Genomic DNA, 18,901 nt, shown 5'->3' with positions numbered 1-18,901 from the left:
CTTTTAACAATTTCCAGTTGGTAGGAAATTGAACATTACCGTTATATTTGGTTTTTATTCAAAAACCAACAAATGAACCTCGTTAAAAAAACAATTTTTTTAATGCTGCTAGCCAGTTGCATTATCCAACTGTCTATTGCCCAGCAGAAGTATGAATGGAAGGAGGCCAAATCAGGCGGATATACTTATAAGTATATCACCAATGACCCCATGCAGGCCCGATTCTATACCTTGAAAAATGGTCTGACTGTAATTCTGAGCGTCAACAAAAAAGATCCTCGTATTCAGACCCTCATCGGCACAAGAGCTGGTAGTAACAATGACCCTCATGATCACACTGGGCTTGCTCACTACCTGGAGCACCTCCTTTTTAAAGGCACCGAGCAATTTGGTTCCCTGGACTGGGCTAAGGAAAAACCTTACCTGGACAATATCGAAAGCCTGTATGATACTTACAATCATACAACTGATGTTACTGCCCGCAAAACCATCTATCACAAGATAGACAGCGTATCTGGTCTGGCTGCTAAATATGCCATTGCCAACGAATACGATAAAATGATGACCGGTATGGGGGCACAGGGTACCAATGCACATACCTGGGTGGAAGAAACCATTTATGAGGAAGATATTCCTTCCAATGCCATCGACAAATATCTTGCTGTACAATCAGAACGCTTTAAAGATCCTGTTTTCCGTCTCTTCCACACAGAGCTGGAAGCTGTATATGAAGAAAAGAACAGAGGTCTGGACAATGACAGCCGTAAGTCTTATGAGCTGATGCTGTCTTCCCTGTTCCCTACCCATAACTATGGTCAGCAGAGCACTATCGGTACAGTGGAGCACCTGAAGAACCCTTCTCTGAAGGCGATCCGTCAGTTCTACAACTCTTACTATGTGCCTAACAATATGGCCATCGTAATGGCGGGCGATTTCAATCCTGATTATGTAATCAGGAAAATTGATGAAGACTTCGCTTACATGAAGGCTAAACCAGTACCCGAATACAAGGCTCCTGTAGAAGCGCCTATCAAAGCGCCTATCGTGAAAGAAGTAGTAGGTCCGGATGCTGAAAATGTAATGATTGCATTTCGTATGCCTGGTGCACTGGATACTAAATCGTCTGTGCTGCTGGGTGTAATTTCTGAAATCATGAACAATGGTAAAGCTGGTCTGCTGGATCTGAATATTAACAAGGCACAAAAAGTACTGAGCGCCAGCGCTGGTGTAATGGGTTGGAAAGACTATGCAGTATTCCAACTGAGTGGTAAGCCTAAGCAAGGTCAAACGCTGGACCAGGTGAAAGACCTGTTGTTAGGGCAGCTGGAAATTCTGAAGAAAGGCCAGTTCGACGAAACCCTGGTAAAGGCTATCGTGAACAATGCCAAGCTGTCTGAATTGCAGGGGCTGGAAAACAATAACAACCGTGCTACTTCGCTGATGGATGGTTTTATTAAGCACAGAGGTCAGAACTGGCTGTCTGATGTAACCTATGTGGATAACATGGGCAAGGTAACCAAGCAGCAGATCGTTGATTTCGCCAATAAATATTTTAATAACAACTACGTATTGCTGTACAAACGTAAGGGTGAAGACAAGAATATTGAAAAGGTAGAAAAACCTACGATTACCCCGGTTGAGATCAACCGCAATGATCAATCTGCTTTCCTGAAAAAAGTAGATGCAATGCCTGCTACCTCCGTACAACCACAGTGGCTGGATTTCGACAAGGATATTCAGAAAGGCAAAGCTGGTCAGGCAGACGTACTGTATGTACAGAATAAAGACAATGGCTTGTTCCGCCTGTACTACCGTTTTGACATGGGTAGCTGGAACAATAAACTGTTGCCACTGGCTGCACAGTACCTGCAATTCCTGAGCACTGATAAATATACTTCTGAGCAGATCAGCAGGGAGTTCTACAACATTGCATGTAGCTTTACGGTTTCTTCAGGCAATGAAAATACAGTGATTGCTATCTCTGGTTTACAGGAGAATTTTGATAAGGCTGTCGCCCTGTTTGAGCACCTGTTGACACATTGCCAGGTGAACGAAGATGCATTGGCTGCACTGAAAGGCCGTATTGGCAAATCCCGTACAGACAGCAAGCTGAATAAGGGCAATATCATGAAAGGCCTGGCTAACTATGCTATGTATGGTGCTAAGAATCCTTTCAACAATGCCCTGAGTCAGGCTGACCTGGATGGTGTAACTGCCAGCCAGCTCACAGACATGCTGCACTCACTGGGTAACTATAAACACACGGTGATCTATTATGGCCCACAGTCCATGAATGAAATGATTGCTGCTGTACAAAAAGAGCACGTAATTCCTGCTTCCTGGAAGGAAACTCCTCCTCAGCAGAAATTTGATAAAATAGATCAGGCTAAGAACCAGGTACTGTTTGTAAACTATGATATGGTACAGACAGAGGTAAACTGGGTAAGGAATAATGAAGCATACAATCCTGACAAGACAGCGCTGGTAAGTATGTTCAACGGATACTTTGGTGGTGGTATGGGATCAATTGTATTCCAGACTATCCGTGAATCCAAAGCACTGGCTTATTCTACTTATGCTTTCTATTCTACGCCTGATAAAAAAGGTGCGCGTTATTCGACTGTTGCTTACGTAGGTAGCCAGGCAGATAAGATGAATGATGCGATCAACGGTATGAATGAATTGCTGAATGATATTCCTCGTTCTGACAAGTTGTTTGAAACTGCAAGACAGAGTCTGAAACAGGATATTGAAACAGAAAGGATCACACAGGATGGTATTATCTTCACTTACCTGGCTGACCAGAAACTGGGTCTGCAGGAAGATAACCGTAAGCAGGTATACGAAAAGATTGACAAGATCACCTTTGACGATGTGAAGAAATTCCATGACGAAGAGCTGGCTAACAAGCCATATACTTATTGCGTGGTAGCATCAGACAAGCGTGTGAACCTGGACGACCTGAAGAAGTATGGAGATGTGAAAGTATTAACGCTGGAAGAAGTATTCGGTTACTAATTCTGCCTGAAAAGATAAGCCCTTCGGTGCCATGTATGGTGCCGGAGGGTTTTTTATTTACCTTTGCGAAGTCAATTTTTTTAACCCATTGCAATAAAGAATTGACGCTCAACGTTAAGTAACCAGCTAAATACCCTGTGAAAATGAATCGCTATTGCCTGTTACTACTATTGGTATTACTGTATGTGCCAGTATCAGGATTTAAAACTACCATTACTACTAACATTAACAATGACGGTTATCTTTATTCAGTGAAAGTGAATCCAGGGAATATAGACCCTGACAAAATTTTTCTGCTGATAGACAAAAGTGACTATAGGCTTTACTTATACGAGGATGTAACGCTGCGCAAAATCTACAAGGTAGTATTTGGTAATAATGATCAGTCTGATAAGTGCAAAGAAGGGGACCGGTTGACGCCGGAGGGAACTTTCCATATACAGAGTAAACGGTTCGATAAGTTATGGAACCGGTTTATGTTGCTGGACTATCCAAATGAAGCGTCTATGGAGCGTTTTCATCGCCTGCAGACTGAAGGATATTTGCCTTCAGCGGCTACACCTGGTGGTGGTATTGGTATTCATGGTGTGGAGTGGAATTCCGGTATCCGTGACAACTATGTGGAGCAGCGCATCAACTGGACGCTGGGTTGCATAAGTATGAAGAATAATGATGTGACTGAGCTGTACGAAGTGATCAAAGTAGGTACGCCGGTTGTAATCAGAAAATAAGAGCTGCAAGTATCATTGCAGTAAGAGATATTAAATTTGTATTGCTATACAACATAACTATTAGTAGATCTTACAAGCTTTACGTTAAGCATTGTAGTGACATTAGCAACTTATTGTGGCTGGTGTCATGAATTAACATAAAGGCGGGTATTGGTCTTGTGAAGGCATGCTTCATTCGGGTGAAGCATGCTTTTTTATTTTGCGGCCAGGAAAGTGGCAACAGCTTTTTTCCACTTAGCTTCTTCGTGTCTGCAAAAAGATTGGTGACCAGACTGGGTAAATACAACCAGTTGTTTTTGTGAGCTACCGAGGTGTTTGAAAACGGCATTCGTTTCCTGCCTGGTGACCCTGATATCGTGCTCGCCCCAGCAGAGTAATACTGGCATTTTCAGCTTTTCTCCCTCTTTTGCAGGTTGATACCCTGGCCCCCAGAACCCCTGTTCCAGACCGCCCCAAATTGTCAGTAATTGGGAGAGGGGTGTCTCTGGTAGATTGACTGCACGCATACGACTCTTCACTGCATCGGTAAGGGTTGCAAAGGGACACTCCAGGATTACTTTCTGTGGTTGCAGGTGATAGGTGGGTACCGCCCTCATGATGGCTGCAGCTCCCATACTCACACCCCAGAGGATGATTGGTTTTTTATCCTGTTTGCTGATATAATCATAAGCAGCTTTAACATCATCTGCTTCTTTGTAGCCTATTGTGCAGGTATTGCCTTCGCTATTGCCATGCCCCCTGAAGTCAGTGAGGAAAGTACTATATCCTAAATGACGAAACCAGGCTGCTTCTGAGAGACCGGGACCTTTGTTGCCACCATAACCATGGAAGAGCAATACAGTGCCTTTGGAACCAGGTACAGGTATATACCAGCAGGAGAGGTGCAGGCCATTGGAAGTAGGCAGATTAACAGGAATGTAAGCAGTATCTGGTTTGGTGGTTGCAACGGTTTTAGACATGCGCACACCCAATAAGATGATTTTTAGTTTTCCGAGTGCATCCATCTGCTCAGGCTTACGGTTATCTGTAGTACCGGGAGCATAGAAGTGAGTGAATTTATAAGCATGAAAGGCAGCAACAATATTGAGTGCAATGAAGAGAACAATGAGGGTACGTTTAAGCAGCTTCATGGGGAACAAGGTATAGGATTTTTTTACTTAAAACAATGCTTCTGCCAGTGGCAGAAGCATTGTTGTGTTTTATTATTGCTTTCCTCTTTTTATTTCATCTACTACGGCCGGATCCAGCAGGGTAGAAGTGTCGCCCAGGTTCTCCATTTCACCTTCGGCGATTTTGCGGAGAATACGACGCATAATTTTACCTGACCTGGTTTTAGGCAATCCGTTTACAAATTGGATCTTATCTGGTTTGGCAATAGGGCCAATGATGCGGGATACAGTCTGCAGGATGTCTTTCTTGGTCAGCTCAGGATCGTGCACCATTTTTTCTGCAATGACGAAGGCATAAATACCCTGTCCTTTGATATCGTGTGGATATCCTACTACTGCGCTTTCTACCACGCCGGCGTGCATGTTAATGGCGTTTTCCACTTCGGCGGTACCGATACGGTGTCCGCTTACATTCAATACATCGTCCACACGGCCGGTGATGCGGTAGTAACCATCTTCATCGCGGAGACAACCATCGCCGGTGAAGTAGAGGTTGTCGTAGGTAGCGAAGTAGGTAGTACGGCAGCGTTCATGGTCGCCGTAGGTAGTGCGGAGCATGCCTGGCCATGGGAATTTAATACAGAGGTTACCATTCACATTGTTGCCAGTGATTTCCTGGCCCCGTTCATCTACGAGAATGGGTTGTATGCCTGGCAGTGGGAGTGTAGCGTAACCTGGTTTTTCTGGTGTGATGCCGGCTATTGGAGTGATCATGATACCACCGGTTTCAGTTTGCCACCAGGTATCTACGATTGGGCAACGTCCTTTACCGATGTTATCCTTGAACCAGTGCCATGCTTCTTCATTGATGGGCTCACCCACGCTACCCAGTTTTTTCAGGGAGCTCAGATCTTTGTGGTTTACAGGTCCCAGACCGTAACCCATGAGGCTGCGTATGGCGGTAGGGGCGGTATAGAGTGTATTGACACGGAATTTGTCGGTAATAGACCACAGGCGGCCTGCATCAGGCCATGTAGGCACTCCTTCGAACATAACGGTGGTAGCGCCTGCGCTGAGCGGGCCATAGATGATATAGCTATGACCAGTAATCCAGCCAACGTCTGCAGTACAGAAGTATACTTCGCCTGGCTGGTACTGGAAGGTATTGACGAATGTATAATTGGCATAGACCATGTAGCCTGCGGTGGTGTGTACGACACCTTTAGGTTTGCCTGTAGAGCCGGAGGTATAGAGGATGAAGAGCATGTCTTCTGCATCCATTTCTTCGGCAGGGCAGGGAGGGTTACCCAGGGTTTCTACCTGTTTGATTTCATCTTCCCACCAGAGGTCGCGGCCTTTGATCATACTCACGGGAGTACGTGTACGGGTACATACGATTACTTTCTTTACGGAAGGGCAGGCGATGAGTGCATCGTCGATTACAGATTTCAGGGGAATATCTTTATTGCCACGGAAGGCGCCATCGCAGGTAATAACGAGGCTGGCCTGGGCATCCTGAATTCTATCAGCGATAGACTGAGCGCTGAAGCCACCAAATACCACGGAGTGAACGGCACCGATGCGGGCGCAGGCCAGTACGGCGATAGCCAGTTCAGGGATCATACCCATGTAGATGCAGACGCGGTCTCCTTTTTTAACACCATTATTTTTGAGAACGTTTGCGAACTGGCAAACTTTGTTATACAGGTCTCTGTAAGTAATAACGCGGTGATGTTCTTCCGGATCGTTCGGCTCCCAGATGATGGCGGGCCTGTTTCCCAGTGAGCCGAGGTGGCGGTCGAGGCAGTTTTCGGTGATATTGAGTTTGCCACCGACGAACCACTTAACGTTCGGTTCTTTGAAATTCCATTCCAGGACTTTATCCCATTTGCGGCGCCAATAAAAATGATCAGCTACATTCGCCCAAAATCCCTCGGGGTCCATGACGCTCTGCTGATATTGCTGTTGATACTCTTCTAAGCTTCTGATCTGGTAAGGATAAGCCATGGCTGCAATCAGTTTTTGTGTTGGTCAATAAGTAATAACGTGCGCGTAATATGTGCAGCTTAAATTTAATAAAATTGAGGAATACGGTGGTAGTGATTAGCCGTTTATAAGTAAATATTAACGTAAAAAAAGGGGAATAACTGATATGCCTTTCACTACGACCTTTTATGGAGGTAGTGAATACCCTCCGGACAGGAGGCAAAAACTACAGGTGAGGAAAGGGGCAATTAGTGCTTTCCATTCCTTTTGCGATACTTCTCGCAGTATTCCCAGAATTCCTTGTACACTTCGTCTGATACTGCAATGATCTTCTCTTTCTCTGCATTACTGAGTAAAGGGTTGATCTGTTCTTTCTCTCCATTGACCGTTCTGAACGACGGGCGCATTTTACGATAGAAGGTCGGAACGCTCCAGTTACATTCGATGCAAACGCGTTGGCGGAATGTAAGAGGCAGATTAATCATTCTTGTGTGCAAGTCATGCATGAGATTGACTGCTTCGGTGCCATTTGATTTTGACATTTTGATTTGGTTTTATACCTTGGGACAATTGATTGCAACTTGCTGGTTTTGATGTCATTAGTATAAAAGCCGTGCACGTATTAACAAATGTATTTATAAAATTATAAATGGCGTAAAATATGCACACAAATTTCATAAATTATTAAAAGACTTGTTATTATAAATTTATATAGCTTGTAAATGTCAACATTTTGCCCCGAATTTGATGGAAGACTGCTTGATTTAGAACGGAGTTTGTCACTTTATCCCTCTAAGTATGACGTAACTATATTGTCTATATGAAGGAGCAATTAGGAAAATGAAATGGAAATTATTATTATATTGTATGAATTGCACCTAAAAGCGATAAACAGTTAGTAAAATCAAGCATACATGTCCAGGTTAATCCATATGGGCCAGCGCCTGAAGCAAATCTTAAAACAGAAAAAGGTTAAGATTGTTGACTTTGCTGATATGGCCGGTTTCACGAACCAAATAGCCCATTACCATCTACGAAAAAGCGATATGAAACGAAGTACATTAGAGAAGTTCTGTGAGATCATCAGTATCTCGCCGGAAGAATTCTATGAATGGAACAGTGTTTCTGTCATCAATGGCGAAAAGCCTCCTGCTTCCTCGGTATTACATCACGGTCACAGATTGATGGAACTTATCAGCGAACGGGGGTTGAACAAAACAAGGTTAGCCAAGCGGCTGGGAATGTCGAGGCGAACCATGTACAATCTGTTTGATAAAGAACAGTTTGGGAGTGAAGAACTGGACAAGGTTTCCAGGGCACTTGAAATAAGTACCACCGGTTTTCTGCATCCCGGATCGCTGGATGATACCAGGATTGCTGATAATGATGAGATGCTCGCTTTAAGAGAGAAATATTACAAGTTGCTGGAAGAGCACAATTTGTTATTGAAAACCCATGCTTCAACCAAAGAAGCGCTTGAGCAGCTCAAGAAAGAAAATTTACAATTACGTAAACAAGCCCGGTCCAAAAAGGGCTAAATGAAACCAGTGTTTATCAACCTAGCAGAAGACCTATTTTGGAAAAGCCTATTCTGTATTAAATAGAGAGCCATTTTCTTAGTTCCATCAATCGCGCGTATTTTATTGTACTATTATTTTACGATAAATTACATTTTGCTAATCCCGATTTCAGGATTTTAAAAAAAATGTCACTGATATGAATTATTTGCCTGGGGCATTCGATGTTCCTATGTGGTATATTGTCATGCACTTAAAAGGAGCGCCTGGTATTCTCACGCAGAAGCGGTATTGTGATGTGCTGGCTCGCAGACTGAACCGGGATCAGGAGAATAGCCTGATCAGGGTTGATGATTATTTATTATTGCCGGATGTTCTATACCTGATGGTGCAGGAAGAGGCCCTGCAGCTTGATGTGTGGTGGCCTGCTTTCAGGGATCAGTTGCTGGAAGACCTGAAAGGACTATATGTTTCTGAGCTGGTAGCAGGAGGCGCTACTTCACCCACGGTCAATATGCTGTGGGAGCCGGTGTCTTATGAGTTGATCACTGGCCCGGAAGCCTTTGAGCACAGAGTAAACGAAATGTTGTTTTTACCTGTGCGCAAAGGGTTGGCGCCAGATCCGAACTACTATCCTTATAACAGTGTAAATAATAAAGCAGGAATAGATTTATAATAATAGCTTACCTACTTCTTTCCAGCTGTTTACACGTTTGTAGCCAGAAATATTGACATTGTGTGGTGCTGTAAACATGAGCGGTTCGCCCTTGAAATGTTGCAGGTTTTTCACGTGATCATCGATCATGTAATCGGCATGTACGATGGTTTTGGAACCACAGAAGACAATGCGTTCCCATCCAATAAACGGAAAGTGCTCCTGTAGCCAATCCAGTTTTTCAACAAGTGACTGAGGAAATTCCATGGCTGCTGATACGATGAATACATCGTGTTTGTCAAATAGTGCTTTGACTACTTCCTGGCAGTCTTTGATGACTGGCTTATTTCTAAAGAATCCTGGTTCGTACAGGAATCCCCTGATCACGTCCTTTCCTGCAGGAAATCCTTCAGTTTCCGGTAAACCCATGAGGGAGTTTATGTCAATTGTTTCACCATAGCGGGCTGCGTACCAGTCAATGTATTGCTGGCTGGTATCTGCCATCACGCCGTCCATGTCTATTGCTATTCTTGCCATATTTTGCGATTTATTGCAAAGTTATGCAAATAATACAAAGTTCACAGCAAAATATTGCATGTTTTTACTTAATATTGCAGAAAATTGCAAGAATATGCTGAAAGAGGAACGCTTTGAGTACATCCTCAGAAAGTTACGGGTAGATCATAAGGTGTTGCATACGGAGCTGAGTAATGACCTGAATGTGTCAGAAGATACTGTGCGCCGCGACCTGGAAGCCCTGGCGCAAAATGGTTTGTTGATCAAAGTAAGGGGCGGGGCAATTCCCCACTCTCCCAATCCATTTAATTTTACAGAAAGAATCGCCATTCATGAAGATGACAAAAGAGCGATAGCTGACAAGGCGCTCTCGTTCTTGCACAATGGTCAGACGATTATAATGGATGGGGGTACTACTACCTACGCACTTGTCAAGTTATTTCCTCCAGCATTACAGCTAACAGTGGTTACACCCAGTATTCCCATTGCTATGCAATTGATGGAGCATCCGGAAGTGGACGTAATTCTTACTGGTGGGCGTATTTTCAAGAGTTCGCAGGTGACTGCGGGTATTGAAACCATCCGTATGCTCGAGAAGTTACGTGCGGATATTTGTTTTATGGGGGTATGCAGTTTGCATACAGAAGTGGGAGTGACGGGGCCTCACCTGGATGAGGCGACAGTAAAAAATGTGATGGTACAATCTGCTAGTAAAGTGATTGCCCTGGTGACGAGCGATAAAATGGGAACAGCGGAGCCATACAAAGTATGTGATATAAGAGAGATGGATACGATTATAACCGATGAGATAGGATTGGCCATGGCAGGACCTTACAGAGAGTTAGGTATTAACGTGATCTGAATTTAATTATCTATATGTTCCAGGTATTGACAGCAGGCCTGCCGCAGCAGCGGCAGGCGCGCATAGCAGTGAGCGCACTATTTTTTCTGACGGGATTTTGCTTTTTCAGTTGGGCTACCCGTATTCCGGACATTCAGCAAAAGTTACATCTTTCCGAAGGGCAGTTAGGTGGATTATTATTGGCTTTGCCCATAGGATCTCTATTATCTATGCCGGTAGCTGGAGCATTGGTCGGTAAGTATGGAAGCCGGCAGATTCTGCTGGTGTTTGGACTTTTATATGGATTAATCCTGCCAACTCTTGGTCTGGCAGGACAGACATGGATTTTATTTACACTGTTGGTCGTGTTTGGGTTTTGCGGCAACATAGCCAATATTGCGGTGAACACACAGGCGGTATTTGTAGAGAAAATGTATGGCAGGTCTGTGATGGCTTCCTTTCATGGATTGTGGAGTTCCGGGGGACTGGCTGGTTCCCTGTTGGCCTGGGGCATGCAGAAATGGCATGTGTTGCCCTATCAGCATTTCCTGGTGAGTATGGTAATTGTGTTTATTATTCTGGCGGTGAATATCAATCACGTTGTAAGACATGATGATAAAACAAGTGGTAGTGAGGAGAAGCAGCCGTTATTTGTATTGCCTGACAAGTTCCTGATGATCCTTGGCGTTATTGCTTTTGCCTCTATGATTTGCGAGGGTGCTATGTTTGACTGGAGCGGGGTATACTTCAGAAAGGTGATTCATGTAAATATTGCGGTAGTAGGTACCAATGCCTTTATGAGTACTATGGCGTCTTTCCGGTTCCTGGCAGACTACCTGAAGTTACGTTTTGGCGTAAAACGGGTAATGCAGCTAAGTGGCGGACTTATTGCCGGCGGGCTGTTGCTGGCAGTTGTATTCCCATATTTTACAACTGCAATCATAGGATTTCTAATGGTGGGGGCTGGTGTATCGTCTGTTGTTCCGCTGGTGTATAGTGCGGCGGGACGTAGTAATACTATGACTCCTGGAATGGCGCTGGCAGCGGTTTCTACGATTGGTTATCTCGGATTCCTGTTTGGTCCTGTGTTGATTGGTCTGGTCGCGCAGGTCAGTAGTCTGAGGGCGTCTTTCTTTCTCATTGCCCTGATGGGTTTATCCATTGCAGTGATGAGCAACCGTGTCAAAAATTAAAAAAGCATATCCAGGAATGGATATGCCTCAGCTCTTACAAAAAGAAAAAACATTATTATTTAATGGGGGAGGCACTTGTTTACAGGCAGGTGCCTCCCTTTGTTTTATTCGGTGGTCTTTTCATCCTTTTTACCACTCAGGATGGTAATTGGGTGTTAATAAATTATTATGTGTGCAAACATACAATGGGCAATGGTGTTATTTTGTAAATTGATGATAACCGGTAGATATCCATGATAATAATCTGTTGGCATTAAACGGATTATTTAAAAGTGAAATATGTAACCATTGGATATCTGGCAGCGGGGCGGGGCAAATTATATATGATTAAATATTATTCATCAGAGAAATTGCAGGCTATTATTGGATTTCAGGCGGTGAATCCGGCCGCGTTTCAAAGTTTATTGCAACAATAAAGTTTATAACCCTTAATTTTGCACGATTTTTTTGTCGGGTGAATGAGAAGAAAATCAGCCAGGTTTTAATTTTTTCAATGAAATACGCAAATGCCTAAAGACTCTTCTATCAAATCTGTTCTTATTATTGGTTCTGGTCCTATTATTATTGGTCAGGCATGTGAATTTGACTACTCCGGTTCTCAGGCGGCACGTTCACTGCGTGAGGAAGGTATCAAAGTGATCCTGATAAATTCCAATCCGGCCACTATCATGACGGACCCTATGATGGCCGACAGGGTATACTTACTACCATTGACGGTAGAAAGTATAGAACAGATACTGGAAGAGCAGCAGATAGATGCTGTATTGCCTACCATGGGTGGTCAGACTGCCCTGAACCTTTGTAAGGAGGTAGATGAACTGGGTATCTGGGAAAAATATAATGTTCGCCTGATCGGGGTGGACATCAAAGCTATCGACAAAGCAGAAGACCGTGAACAGTTCCGCCAGTGGATGATTCAGCTGGGAGTTCCTGTAGCGCCTGCAAAGACAGCTAACTCCTTCCTGGAAGGTAAAGAATTTGCACAAGAAATCGGTTTCCCGCTGGTAATCCGTCCTTCCTTTACCCTGGGTGGTACCGGTGGTGGATTTGTGCACACGAAAGATGACCTGGACGAAGCTTTACAGCGTGGTCTGCAGGCTTCTCCAATCCACGAAGTACTGGTAGAAAAGGCAGTGCTGGGCTGGAAGGAGTTCGAACTGGAACTGCTGCGTGACAGTAAAGACAACGTAGTAATCATCTGTACAGTGGAAAACCTGGATCCAATGGGTATCCATACAGGTGACTCCATCACGGTAGCACCTGCAATGACCCTGAGCGATACTGCTTTCCAGGAGATGCGTAACAAGGCGATGGAGATGATGCGTGACCTCGGCAATTTTGCTGGCGGTTGTAATGTACAGTTCTCCCTGAATCCTGCTACTGAAGAGATTATCGCTATCGAGATCAACCCTCGTGTGAGCCGCTCTTCTGCACTGGCATCCAAAGCAACTGGTTATCCAATTGCAAAGATTGCTGCTAAACTGGCAATCGGTTATACACTGGATGAACTGGAAAACCAGATCACCAAAACCACTTCCGCTTTCTTTGAACCAGCACTGGATTACGTAATTGTAAAGATGCCACGCTGGAACTTCGATAAATTTAAAGGTGCTGATCAGACGCTGGGTTTGCAGATGAAGTCAGTAGGTGAGGTAATGGCGATTGGTCGTACATTCCCTGAGGCTTTGCAGAAGGCATGTCAGAGCCTGGAAAATGATGCACTGGGTCTGGGCTACTATGGTAAATCCCAGATGAAGAGCGAGCAGCTGCTGGAAAGAATGAAGACACCTACCTGGGACAGGATTTTCCGTATCAAGGATGCCCTGATGGAAGGTGTGTCTGTAAAGCACCTGCACCAGCTTACATATATTGATAAATGGTTCCTGCACCAGATTAATGATATCGTGACCCTGGAAAAGCAACTGATGGAGCACGACCTGGATACAATACCTGTTGATATGCTGCGCGAAGCAAAACGCATGGGCTTCTCCGATGCACAGCTGGTAAACCTGCTGGGTAACTGCGAAGAAGAAGAGGTATACGCAAAACGTAAGGAACTGGGCATCACTCGTACTTACAAAATGGTAGATACCTGCTCTGCGGAATTCGAAGCTAAAACTCCTTACTTCTACTCCACTTTTGATACTGTAAATGAAAGTCTGCCTTCTGAGAAGAAGAAAGTAATCGTATTGGGTTCAGGTCCTAACCGTATTGGTCAGGGTATTGAATTCGACTACTGCTGTACGCATGGTCTGCAGGCTATCCAGGAATGCGGTTACGATGCGATCATGGTAAACTGTAATCCTGAAACAGTATCTACTGATTTCGATATGGCGAACAAGCTGTATTTCGAACCAGTATTCTGGGAGCATTTGTGGGAGATTATCGAGGTGGAAAAACCTGAAGGCGTGATTGTACAGCTGGGTGGTCAGACCGCGTTGAAACTGGCCAAAAAGCTGGAAGAAAAAGGTATCCGTATCATCGGAACATCTTTCGACAACATGGATATTGCAGAAGACCGTGGCCGTTTCTCCGACCTGCTGAAAGAACTGAAGATTCCTTATCCTAAGTATGGTACTGCCTACAATACGGATGAAGCAATTGATGTAGCAAAAGAAGTAGGTTATCCGGTACTGGTTCGTCCTTCTTATGTATTGGGTGGTCAGCGTATGCGTATCGTGATCAATGAAGAAGAACTGGAAAGCTCTGTACTTAGCCTGCTGAAACACTTACCGGGTAACAAGATCCTGATTGACCACTTCCTGGATCGTTGCCAGGAGGCAGAGATAGACGGTATCTTCGATGGTGAAAACTTCCATGTAATGGGTGTAATGGAGCACATTGAGCCTGCTGGTATTCACAGTGGCGATAGTAATGCGGTACTGCCGGCATTCAACCTGTCACCAATGGAAGTAACTACCATGGAATACTACGCAGAGAAGATTGCAAGAGCACTTGATATCCGTGGTTTGATCAACATCCAGTTTGCCATCAAGAATGGCCAGGTGTATGTGATCGAAGCTAACCCACGAGCATCCCGTACTACACCATTCATTGCTAAAGCATACCAGGTGCCTTACCTGAACATTGCTACCAAGGTGATGCTGGGCAAGAATAAACTGACCGATTTCACAATCGAGAAGAAACTGGATGGATTTGCGATCAAGGAGCCTGTGTTTTCTTTCAATAAGTTCCCAGGTGTGAACAAGGAGTTAGGCCCTGAAATGAAATCTACAGGTGAAGCGATCCGCTTTATTAAAGACCTGCGTGATCCATATTTCAGAACCTTGTACAAAGAGAAGAGCATGTATCTGAGCAAATAAGTTATTACAGCATATTTCTGAAAAAGAGGTGTATCTCAATAAGATGCATCTCTTTTTTTTATGCAATTACTGCATATTTAATGCACTGAATAAACTGAAGAATTAATGCGGTGGGATATAAAAAAATCAGAGCCTGATGAAGATCAGGCTCTTTCTTTTCCCTCAAAATAACCATTAAAGACACGACTATTTACTTACATAAATAGCGTGACCGGTAATGCAGTTTACTATAAATATTAAATATTAAAAAGATGTTAACTAATCAATAACAGATGAAAATACTAATAATTCTTATTGATTTGATTAACAGTCATATAATAGATATATGTAAATATACATATGTAAAATCACTTTTAAAAATGAAAATATTTTCATCTTATTAACTTATCATGATAACTCCCCGGGAATCAAATTTTTACTCCTGAGATTGGTGCTTTAAATTGCCGTAATTCCATTTTGTTAACCAATAGAAAGTCATGTTTGTTTATATCCTGAAAACCGCTCCTTTTTTGCGGATTGTTATTCCGTTTATGTTGGGAATTATCTGGCCAATACCATTGTTGTATGTTCTCCCGGCTGGTTTTTTTCTTTTAATACTTCATGTGGGAATTGGTTACTTGCCCCTGTGGGCAAGGTTTAGGCTGGATGCGTACAGAGGAATAATACTACAATTATTGCTGGTCTGCATCGGCTGTTTGTTGGTAGATGCAAAAGAACAATATAAGCACCATCTTATAAAACCCAGGCCTGATGAAGTGTTGGTAGGTATAATAGCAGCTCCAGTACAAAGTAGTCAATACGGATATAGAACAATCATTAAGCTGGAGACGAAAGAACAGTTACTGATTTATTTTCCCCCGGATAGCGCTGTCATGGCTATCCAGGAAGGAGACAGGTTACTGTTCAAAGGAGCCGTACAGCTCATTTCTTTCAGTGGTAATCCAGGGTCATTCAATTATCGTGAATACTGTGCTGCCCGATATATTTATCAGCAGGTACACCTGCAAGAAGGCCACTGGCGGCATATTGTGATGCCTAAAAGTTTTTTGCTGCGATGTCGCAATAGTTGTCTGCAGATCATCAATCAGTATATAGGTGGCCGGGAAGGGGGGCTGGCAGCGGCTTTGCTGATAGGGTACAGGTACGACTTAGACAGGGAAATGGTAAATGATTATATGCAAACTGGCATTGTACATATTATCGCCATTTCAGGAATGCATCTGGCCCTGATTTATGCTAGCCTGATCTGGGGCCTGCAATGGTTGCCCTTTCCTTCTTTGAAGGGAGTACTGATCATCGTGGTGGTATGGGGCTTTACATTGCTGACAGGTGCTTCCGCTTCTGTATTGAGGGCTGCTGTAATGCTAACTGTTGTGACTATTGGGAAGTTCTTTTTAGACCGCGATTCTTCTACTTATAATCAGCTGGCGCTTTCTGCATTCCTGTTATTATGTTATGATCCTGCATTGATAAAAGATGTGGGTTTTCAATTATCCTACCTGGCGGTATTGGGTATCCTGTTACTGAATAAGCCATTCAGTAGCCAATCGTATTGGTTGCGGAAGATGGGTGAAGCAATAACAATTGCTGTTGCTGCGCAGGCCATTACCTTTCCTCTGTGCCTCTATCTCTTTGGGCAATTTCCACTTTACTTTCTGCCGGCGAACTTAATTGCTGTGCCATTATCTACTTTGATTTTGTATGGTGAAATTCTGTTATTGTGTGTACAGGCGCACTGGCTGGGAACCTGCCTGCAATGGTTGTTGACGATGATGAATACCATCGTTGCATGGATAGGACATTTGCCTGGTGCCGTGATTTCAGGATTGCATATATCAGTGTATGGGGTATTGGCATTGTATGTTTGCATCGGTGCATTATTGGCAGGAAAGAAAGGTGTCGTTTATATAATGGGAGCTATTTGCCTGTGGAGTTTGATTGTGCTGCCAGGCAGATTACAAAAGCAACGGCAGCGGGTCATGATTGTTTATAATCAACCACGGCATACGGGCATTGACTTTATTCAGGGGAGTGTAGTTCAGTTCGCAGGTGATGATAGTATATCTGCTAATATGTTGCGGGCAGCACGGACTTTTTATGAAGCCGATACAGGAAGGTTAGTGGGTTTTGAACAGCTGGGTCATTTTATTTGTTGTGGAAACAAGCGCCTGGTAATCGTGGATGGCGCATTGCCTGCTGGCAGACCCGCAAAAAAATTCAGGACAGATTATCTTTTACTGTCACATAATCCACGTGTGGCAATCAAAGATTTGCAGGGGTTTTACGATGTGGGCTGCTATATTTTTGACGCATCCAGTTCCCATAGCAGGATAGAGAAATGGAAAAGTGAATGTTACGCGCTAACTTTGCGCTTCTTTTCGGTTCCGGACCAGGGAGCCTATGTTGTAAATTTCTAATGTTTCCATACATGCAAAAGCAAATAAAATCAGCATTGATCTCCGTTTTCTATAAAGACAACCTGGAGAACATCGTTAAAAAATTAGGTGAACAGGGTGTAACCATCTATTCTACCGGTGGTACACAAAAGTTTATTGAAGACTTAGGTGTTTCCTGTGTGGCGGTAGAAACGTTGACAGCTTATCCTTCCATCCTGGGAGGCCGTGTAAAAACATTGCATCCTAAAGTATTTGGTGGTATTCTGGCTCGTCGTGACAATCCACAGGACCTGGAACAGCTGGCACAATACGAGATTCCTGAACTGGACCTGGTAATTGTGGATCTGTATCCGTTCGAAGAGACTGTTAAGAGCACTAAGGAAGAGCAAACTATCATTGAGAAGATCGATATTGGTGGTGTATCCCTGATCAGGGCTGCCGGTAAGAATTACAAAGATGTAGTGATTGTAGCTTCTAAAGACCAGTATGCTGATCTGGAAAAAGTATTGACTGACAACAACGGTGCTACTTCCCTGGAAGATCGTCGTGCTTTTGCGGCCAAAGCGTTTGAAGTATGTGCTAACTACGATGTTGCGATTGCACAGTACTTCCTGAACAATGAGCCCAATGCTTTTTTCCAGGTATCTGTACCGCAGGGTCAGATCATGCGTTATGGAGAAAATCCTCATCAGAAAGGTGTGTTCTATGGTAACCTGTCTGAGTTGTTCAACAAGCTGCATGGCAAGGAACTGTCTTACAATAACCTGGTAGACGTAGATGCAGCCTGCCAGCTGATCCAGGAATTTAAAGACATCACTTTTGCCGTGATCAAACATACCAACGTATGTGGTATTGCCAGCCGCTCTACCCTGAAAGAAGCATGGGAAGCAGCACTGGCAGGAGACAAGGAGAGTGCATTTGGTGGTGTACTGGCATGTAATGCCGTTGTAGACAAGGCGACTGCTGAATCTATCAGCGAGATCTTCTTTGAAATCCTGATTGCTCCAGGTTTTGCACCTGATGCACTGGAAGTACTGCAGGCGAAAAAGAACCGCATCTTATTAGAGCAGAAAGCACCTGTGGTAGCTCCGAATGTGTACAAGAATGTACTGAATGGGGTACTGCTGCAGGAAAATGATAAAGGAAACTTCCAGGACTGGAATGATGTAGGTGCAAAGCCTGCTACCCCGGAAGAGAAAGCAGACCTTACTTTTGCTAACATTGTATGTAAGCACCTGAAATCTAATGCTATCGCACTGGTGAAAAACCAGCAATTGATAGGTAAAGGTAGTGGTCAGACTTCCCGTATCGATGCGCTGCGTCATGCTATTGAAAAAGCCAAACAGTTCAATTTCGACCTGAGAGGTGCTGCAATGGCTTCTGATGCATTTTTCCCATTCGATGACTGTGTTCGTATTGCTCATGCTGAGGGTATCGTATCTATTATTCAGCCAGGTGGTTCTGTACGTGACAATGATTCAATAACTTACTGTAAAGAAAATGATATGGTGATGGTTATGACCGGTATGCGTCATTTCAAACACTAAGCTATTCTGCACAGAAGAATAATATTTTGTAAGCACCGGTTATGCCGGTGCTTATTTTTTATATTTGTT

The 18,901-nt window shown here is 43.8% G+C and carries 13 protein-coding genes; 9 read left to right on the top strand and 4 right to left on the bottom strand.

Annotated features, from left to right (window positions below; genetic code table 11):
* The first annotated feature begins 102 nt into the window (after positions 1–102).
* Together ABDW16_RS10190 and ABDW16_RS10185 are read left to right on the top strand one after the other, a co-directional pair.
* Entirely contained in the window at positions 103–3,018 is a 2,916-nt protein-coding gene (locus tag ABDW16_RS10190; RefSeq protein ID WP_343669489.1) for an insulinase family protein, read from the top strand.
* Positions 3,019–3,161: 143 nt separating this feature from the next.
* A complete protein-coding gene (locus ABDW16_RS10185; protein ID WP_343669487.1) occupies positions 3,162–3,749 on the top strand; it encodes a L,D-transpeptidase in 588 nt (195 codons plus the stop codon).
* A 194-nt stretch (positions 3,750–3,943) separates the two neighbouring features.
* Here ABDW16_RS10185 and ABDW16_RS10180 read toward each other — a convergent pair whose 3' ends face one another.
* The 3 genes from ABDW16_RS10180 to ABDW16_RS10170 all read right to left on the bottom strand — a co-directional run bounded on the left by ABDW16_RS10180 (position 3,944) and on the right by ABDW16_RS10170 (position 7,386).
* Entirely contained in the window at positions 3,944–4,879 is a 936-nt protein-coding gene (locus ABDW16_RS10180; protein WP_343669485.1) for an alpha/beta fold hydrolase, read from the bottom strand.
* A gap of 72 nt (positions 4,880–4,951) precedes the next feature.
* Positions 4,952–6,865 carry an acetate--CoA ligase gene (gene acs / locus ABDW16_RS10175; protein WP_343669483.1) on the bottom strand — a complete coding sequence of 638 codons (1,914 nt, stop codon included), beginning with the start codon at positions 6,863–6,865 and terminating at the stop codon, positions 4,952–4,954.
* Positions 6,866–7,092: 227 nt separating this feature from the next.
* Positions 7,093–7,386, bottom strand: coding sequence for a hypothetical protein (locus tag ABDW16_RS10170; protein WP_343669481.1), 294 nt, complete (start codon positions 7,384–7,386; stop codon positions 7,093–7,095).
* A gap of 372 nt (positions 7,387–7,758) precedes the next feature.
* On the opposite strand from ABDW16_RS10170, the gene ABDW16_RS10165 reads away from it, so the two are divergent.
* On the top strand, positions 7,759–8,382 hold the full coding sequence (locus ABDW16_RS10165) for a helix-turn-helix transcriptional regulator (protein WP_343669479.1): 624 nt from the start codon (positions 7,759–7,761) through the stop codon (positions 8,380–8,382).
* Between the two features lie 178 nt (positions 8,383–8,560).
* Positions 8,561–9,037, top strand: coding sequence for a hypothetical protein (locus ABDW16_RS10160; protein ID WP_343669477.1), 477 nt, complete (start codon positions 8,561–8,563; stop codon positions 9,035–9,037).
* On the opposite strand, the gene ABDW16_RS10155 is transcribed toward ABDW16_RS10160, so the two are convergent.
* On the bottom strand, positions 9,032–9,553 hold the full coding sequence (locus tag ABDW16_RS10155; RefSeq protein WP_343669475.1) for a 5'(3')-deoxyribonucleotidase: 522 nt from the start codon (positions 9,551–9,553) through the stop codon (positions 9,032–9,034). The genes ABDW16_RS10160 and ABDW16_RS10155 overlap by 6 nt on opposite strands.
* A 94-nt stretch (positions 9,554–9,647) precedes the next feature.
* On the opposite strand from ABDW16_RS10155, the gene ABDW16_RS10150 reads away from it, so the two are divergent.
* The 5 genes from ABDW16_RS10150 to purH all read left to right on the top strand — a co-directional run bounded on the left by ABDW16_RS10150 (position 9,648) and on the right by purH (position 18,832).
* A complete protein-coding gene (locus ABDW16_RS10150) occupies positions 9,648–10,394 on the top strand; it encodes a DeoR/GlpR family DNA-binding transcription regulator (protein ID WP_343669474.1) in 747 nt (248 codons plus the stop codon).
* A gap of 14 nt (positions 10,395–10,408) precedes the next feature.
* Positions 10,409–11,566 (top strand): MFS transporter, encoded by a 1,158-nt coding sequence (locus ABDW16_RS10145; RefSeq protein WP_343669472.1) that lies wholly within the window; start codon positions 10,409–10,411, stop codon positions 11,564–11,566.
* Between the two features lie 506 nt (positions 11,567–12,072).
* Positions 12,073–14,889 carry a carbamoyl-phosphate synthase large subunit gene (gene carB / locus ABDW16_RS10140; RefSeq protein WP_343669471.1) on the top strand — a complete coding sequence of 939 codons (2,817 nt, stop codon included), beginning with the start codon at positions 12,073–12,075 and terminating at the stop codon, positions 14,887–14,889.
* 476 nt (positions 14,890–15,365) lie between these two features.
* Entirely contained in the window at positions 15,366–17,306 is a 1,941-nt protein-coding gene (locus ABDW16_RS10135; protein ID WP_343669470.1) for a ComEC/Rec2 family competence protein, read from the top strand.
* Positions 17,307–17,317: 11 nt separating this feature from the next.
* Positions 17,318–18,832, top strand: a complete 1,515-nt coding sequence (purH, locus tag ABDW16_RS10130; RefSeq protein WP_343669469.1) for a bifunctional phosphoribosylaminoimidazolecarboxamide formyltransferase/IMP cyclohydrolase — start codon at positions 17,318–17,320, stop codon at positions 18,830–18,832.
* Positions 18,833–18,901 lie beyond the last annotated feature (69 nt).

Source organism: Chitinophaga sp., from assembly GCF_039596135.1.
In the GTDB taxonomy this organism is placed as follows: domain Bacteria; phylum Bacteroidota; class Bacteroidia; order Chitinophagales; family Chitinophagaceae; genus Chitinophaga.
This window is presented reverse-complemented; position numbering and strand designations above follow the sequence as displayed.

Bases quoted from the DNA above. Each gene is read 5' to 3' on its own strand.
- acs (WP_343669483.1), bottom strand. From the start codon at position 6,865: ATGGCTTATCCTTACCAGATCAGAAGCTTAGAAGAGTATCAACAGCAA.
- ABDW16_RS10165 (WP_343669479.1), top strand. From the start codon at position 7,759: ATGTCCAGGTTAATCCATATGGGCCAGCGCCTGAAGCAAATCTTAAAA.
- carB (WP_343669471.1), top strand. From the start codon at position 12,073: ATGCCTAAAGACTCTTCTATCAAATCTGTTCTTATTATTGGTTCTGGT.
- ABDW16_RS10180 (WP_343669485.1), bottom strand. From the start codon at position 4,879: ATGAAGCTGCTTAAACGTACCCTCATTGTTCTCTTCATTGCACTCAAT.
- ABDW16_RS10185 (WP_343669487.1), top strand. From the start codon at position 3,162: ATGAATCGCTATTGCCTGTTACTACTATTGGTATTACTGTATGTGCCA.
- ABDW16_RS10155 (WP_343669475.1), bottom strand. From the start codon at position 9,553: ATGGCAAGAATAGCAATAGACATGGACGGCGTGATGGCAGATACCAGC.
- ABDW16_RS10145 (WP_343669472.1), top strand. From the start codon at position 10,409: ATGTTCCAGGTATTGACAGCAGGCCTGCCGCAGCAGCGGCAGGCGCGC.
- ABDW16_RS10150 (WP_343669474.1), top strand. From the start codon at position 9,648: ATGCTGAAAGAGGAACGCTTTGAGTACATCCTCAGAAAGTTACGGGTA.
- ABDW16_RS10190 (WP_343669489.1), top strand. From the start codon at position 103: ATGCTGCTAGCCAGTTGCATTATCCAACTGTCTATTGCCCAGCAGAAG.
- ABDW16_RS10170 (WP_343669481.1), bottom strand. From the start codon at position 7,386: ATGTCAAAATCAAATGGCACCGAAGCAGTCAATCTCATGCATGACTTG.
- purH (WP_343669469.1), top strand. From the start codon at position 17,318: ATGCAAAAGCAAATAAAATCAGCATTGATCTCCGTTTTCTATAAAGAC.
- ABDW16_RS10160 (WP_343669477.1), top strand. From the start codon at position 8,561: ATGAATTATTTGCCTGGGGCATTCGATGTTCCTATGTGGTATATTGTC.
- ABDW16_RS10135 (WP_343669470.1), top strand. From the start codon at position 15,366: ATGTTTGTTTATATCCTGAAAACCGCTCCTTTTTTGCGGATTGTTATT.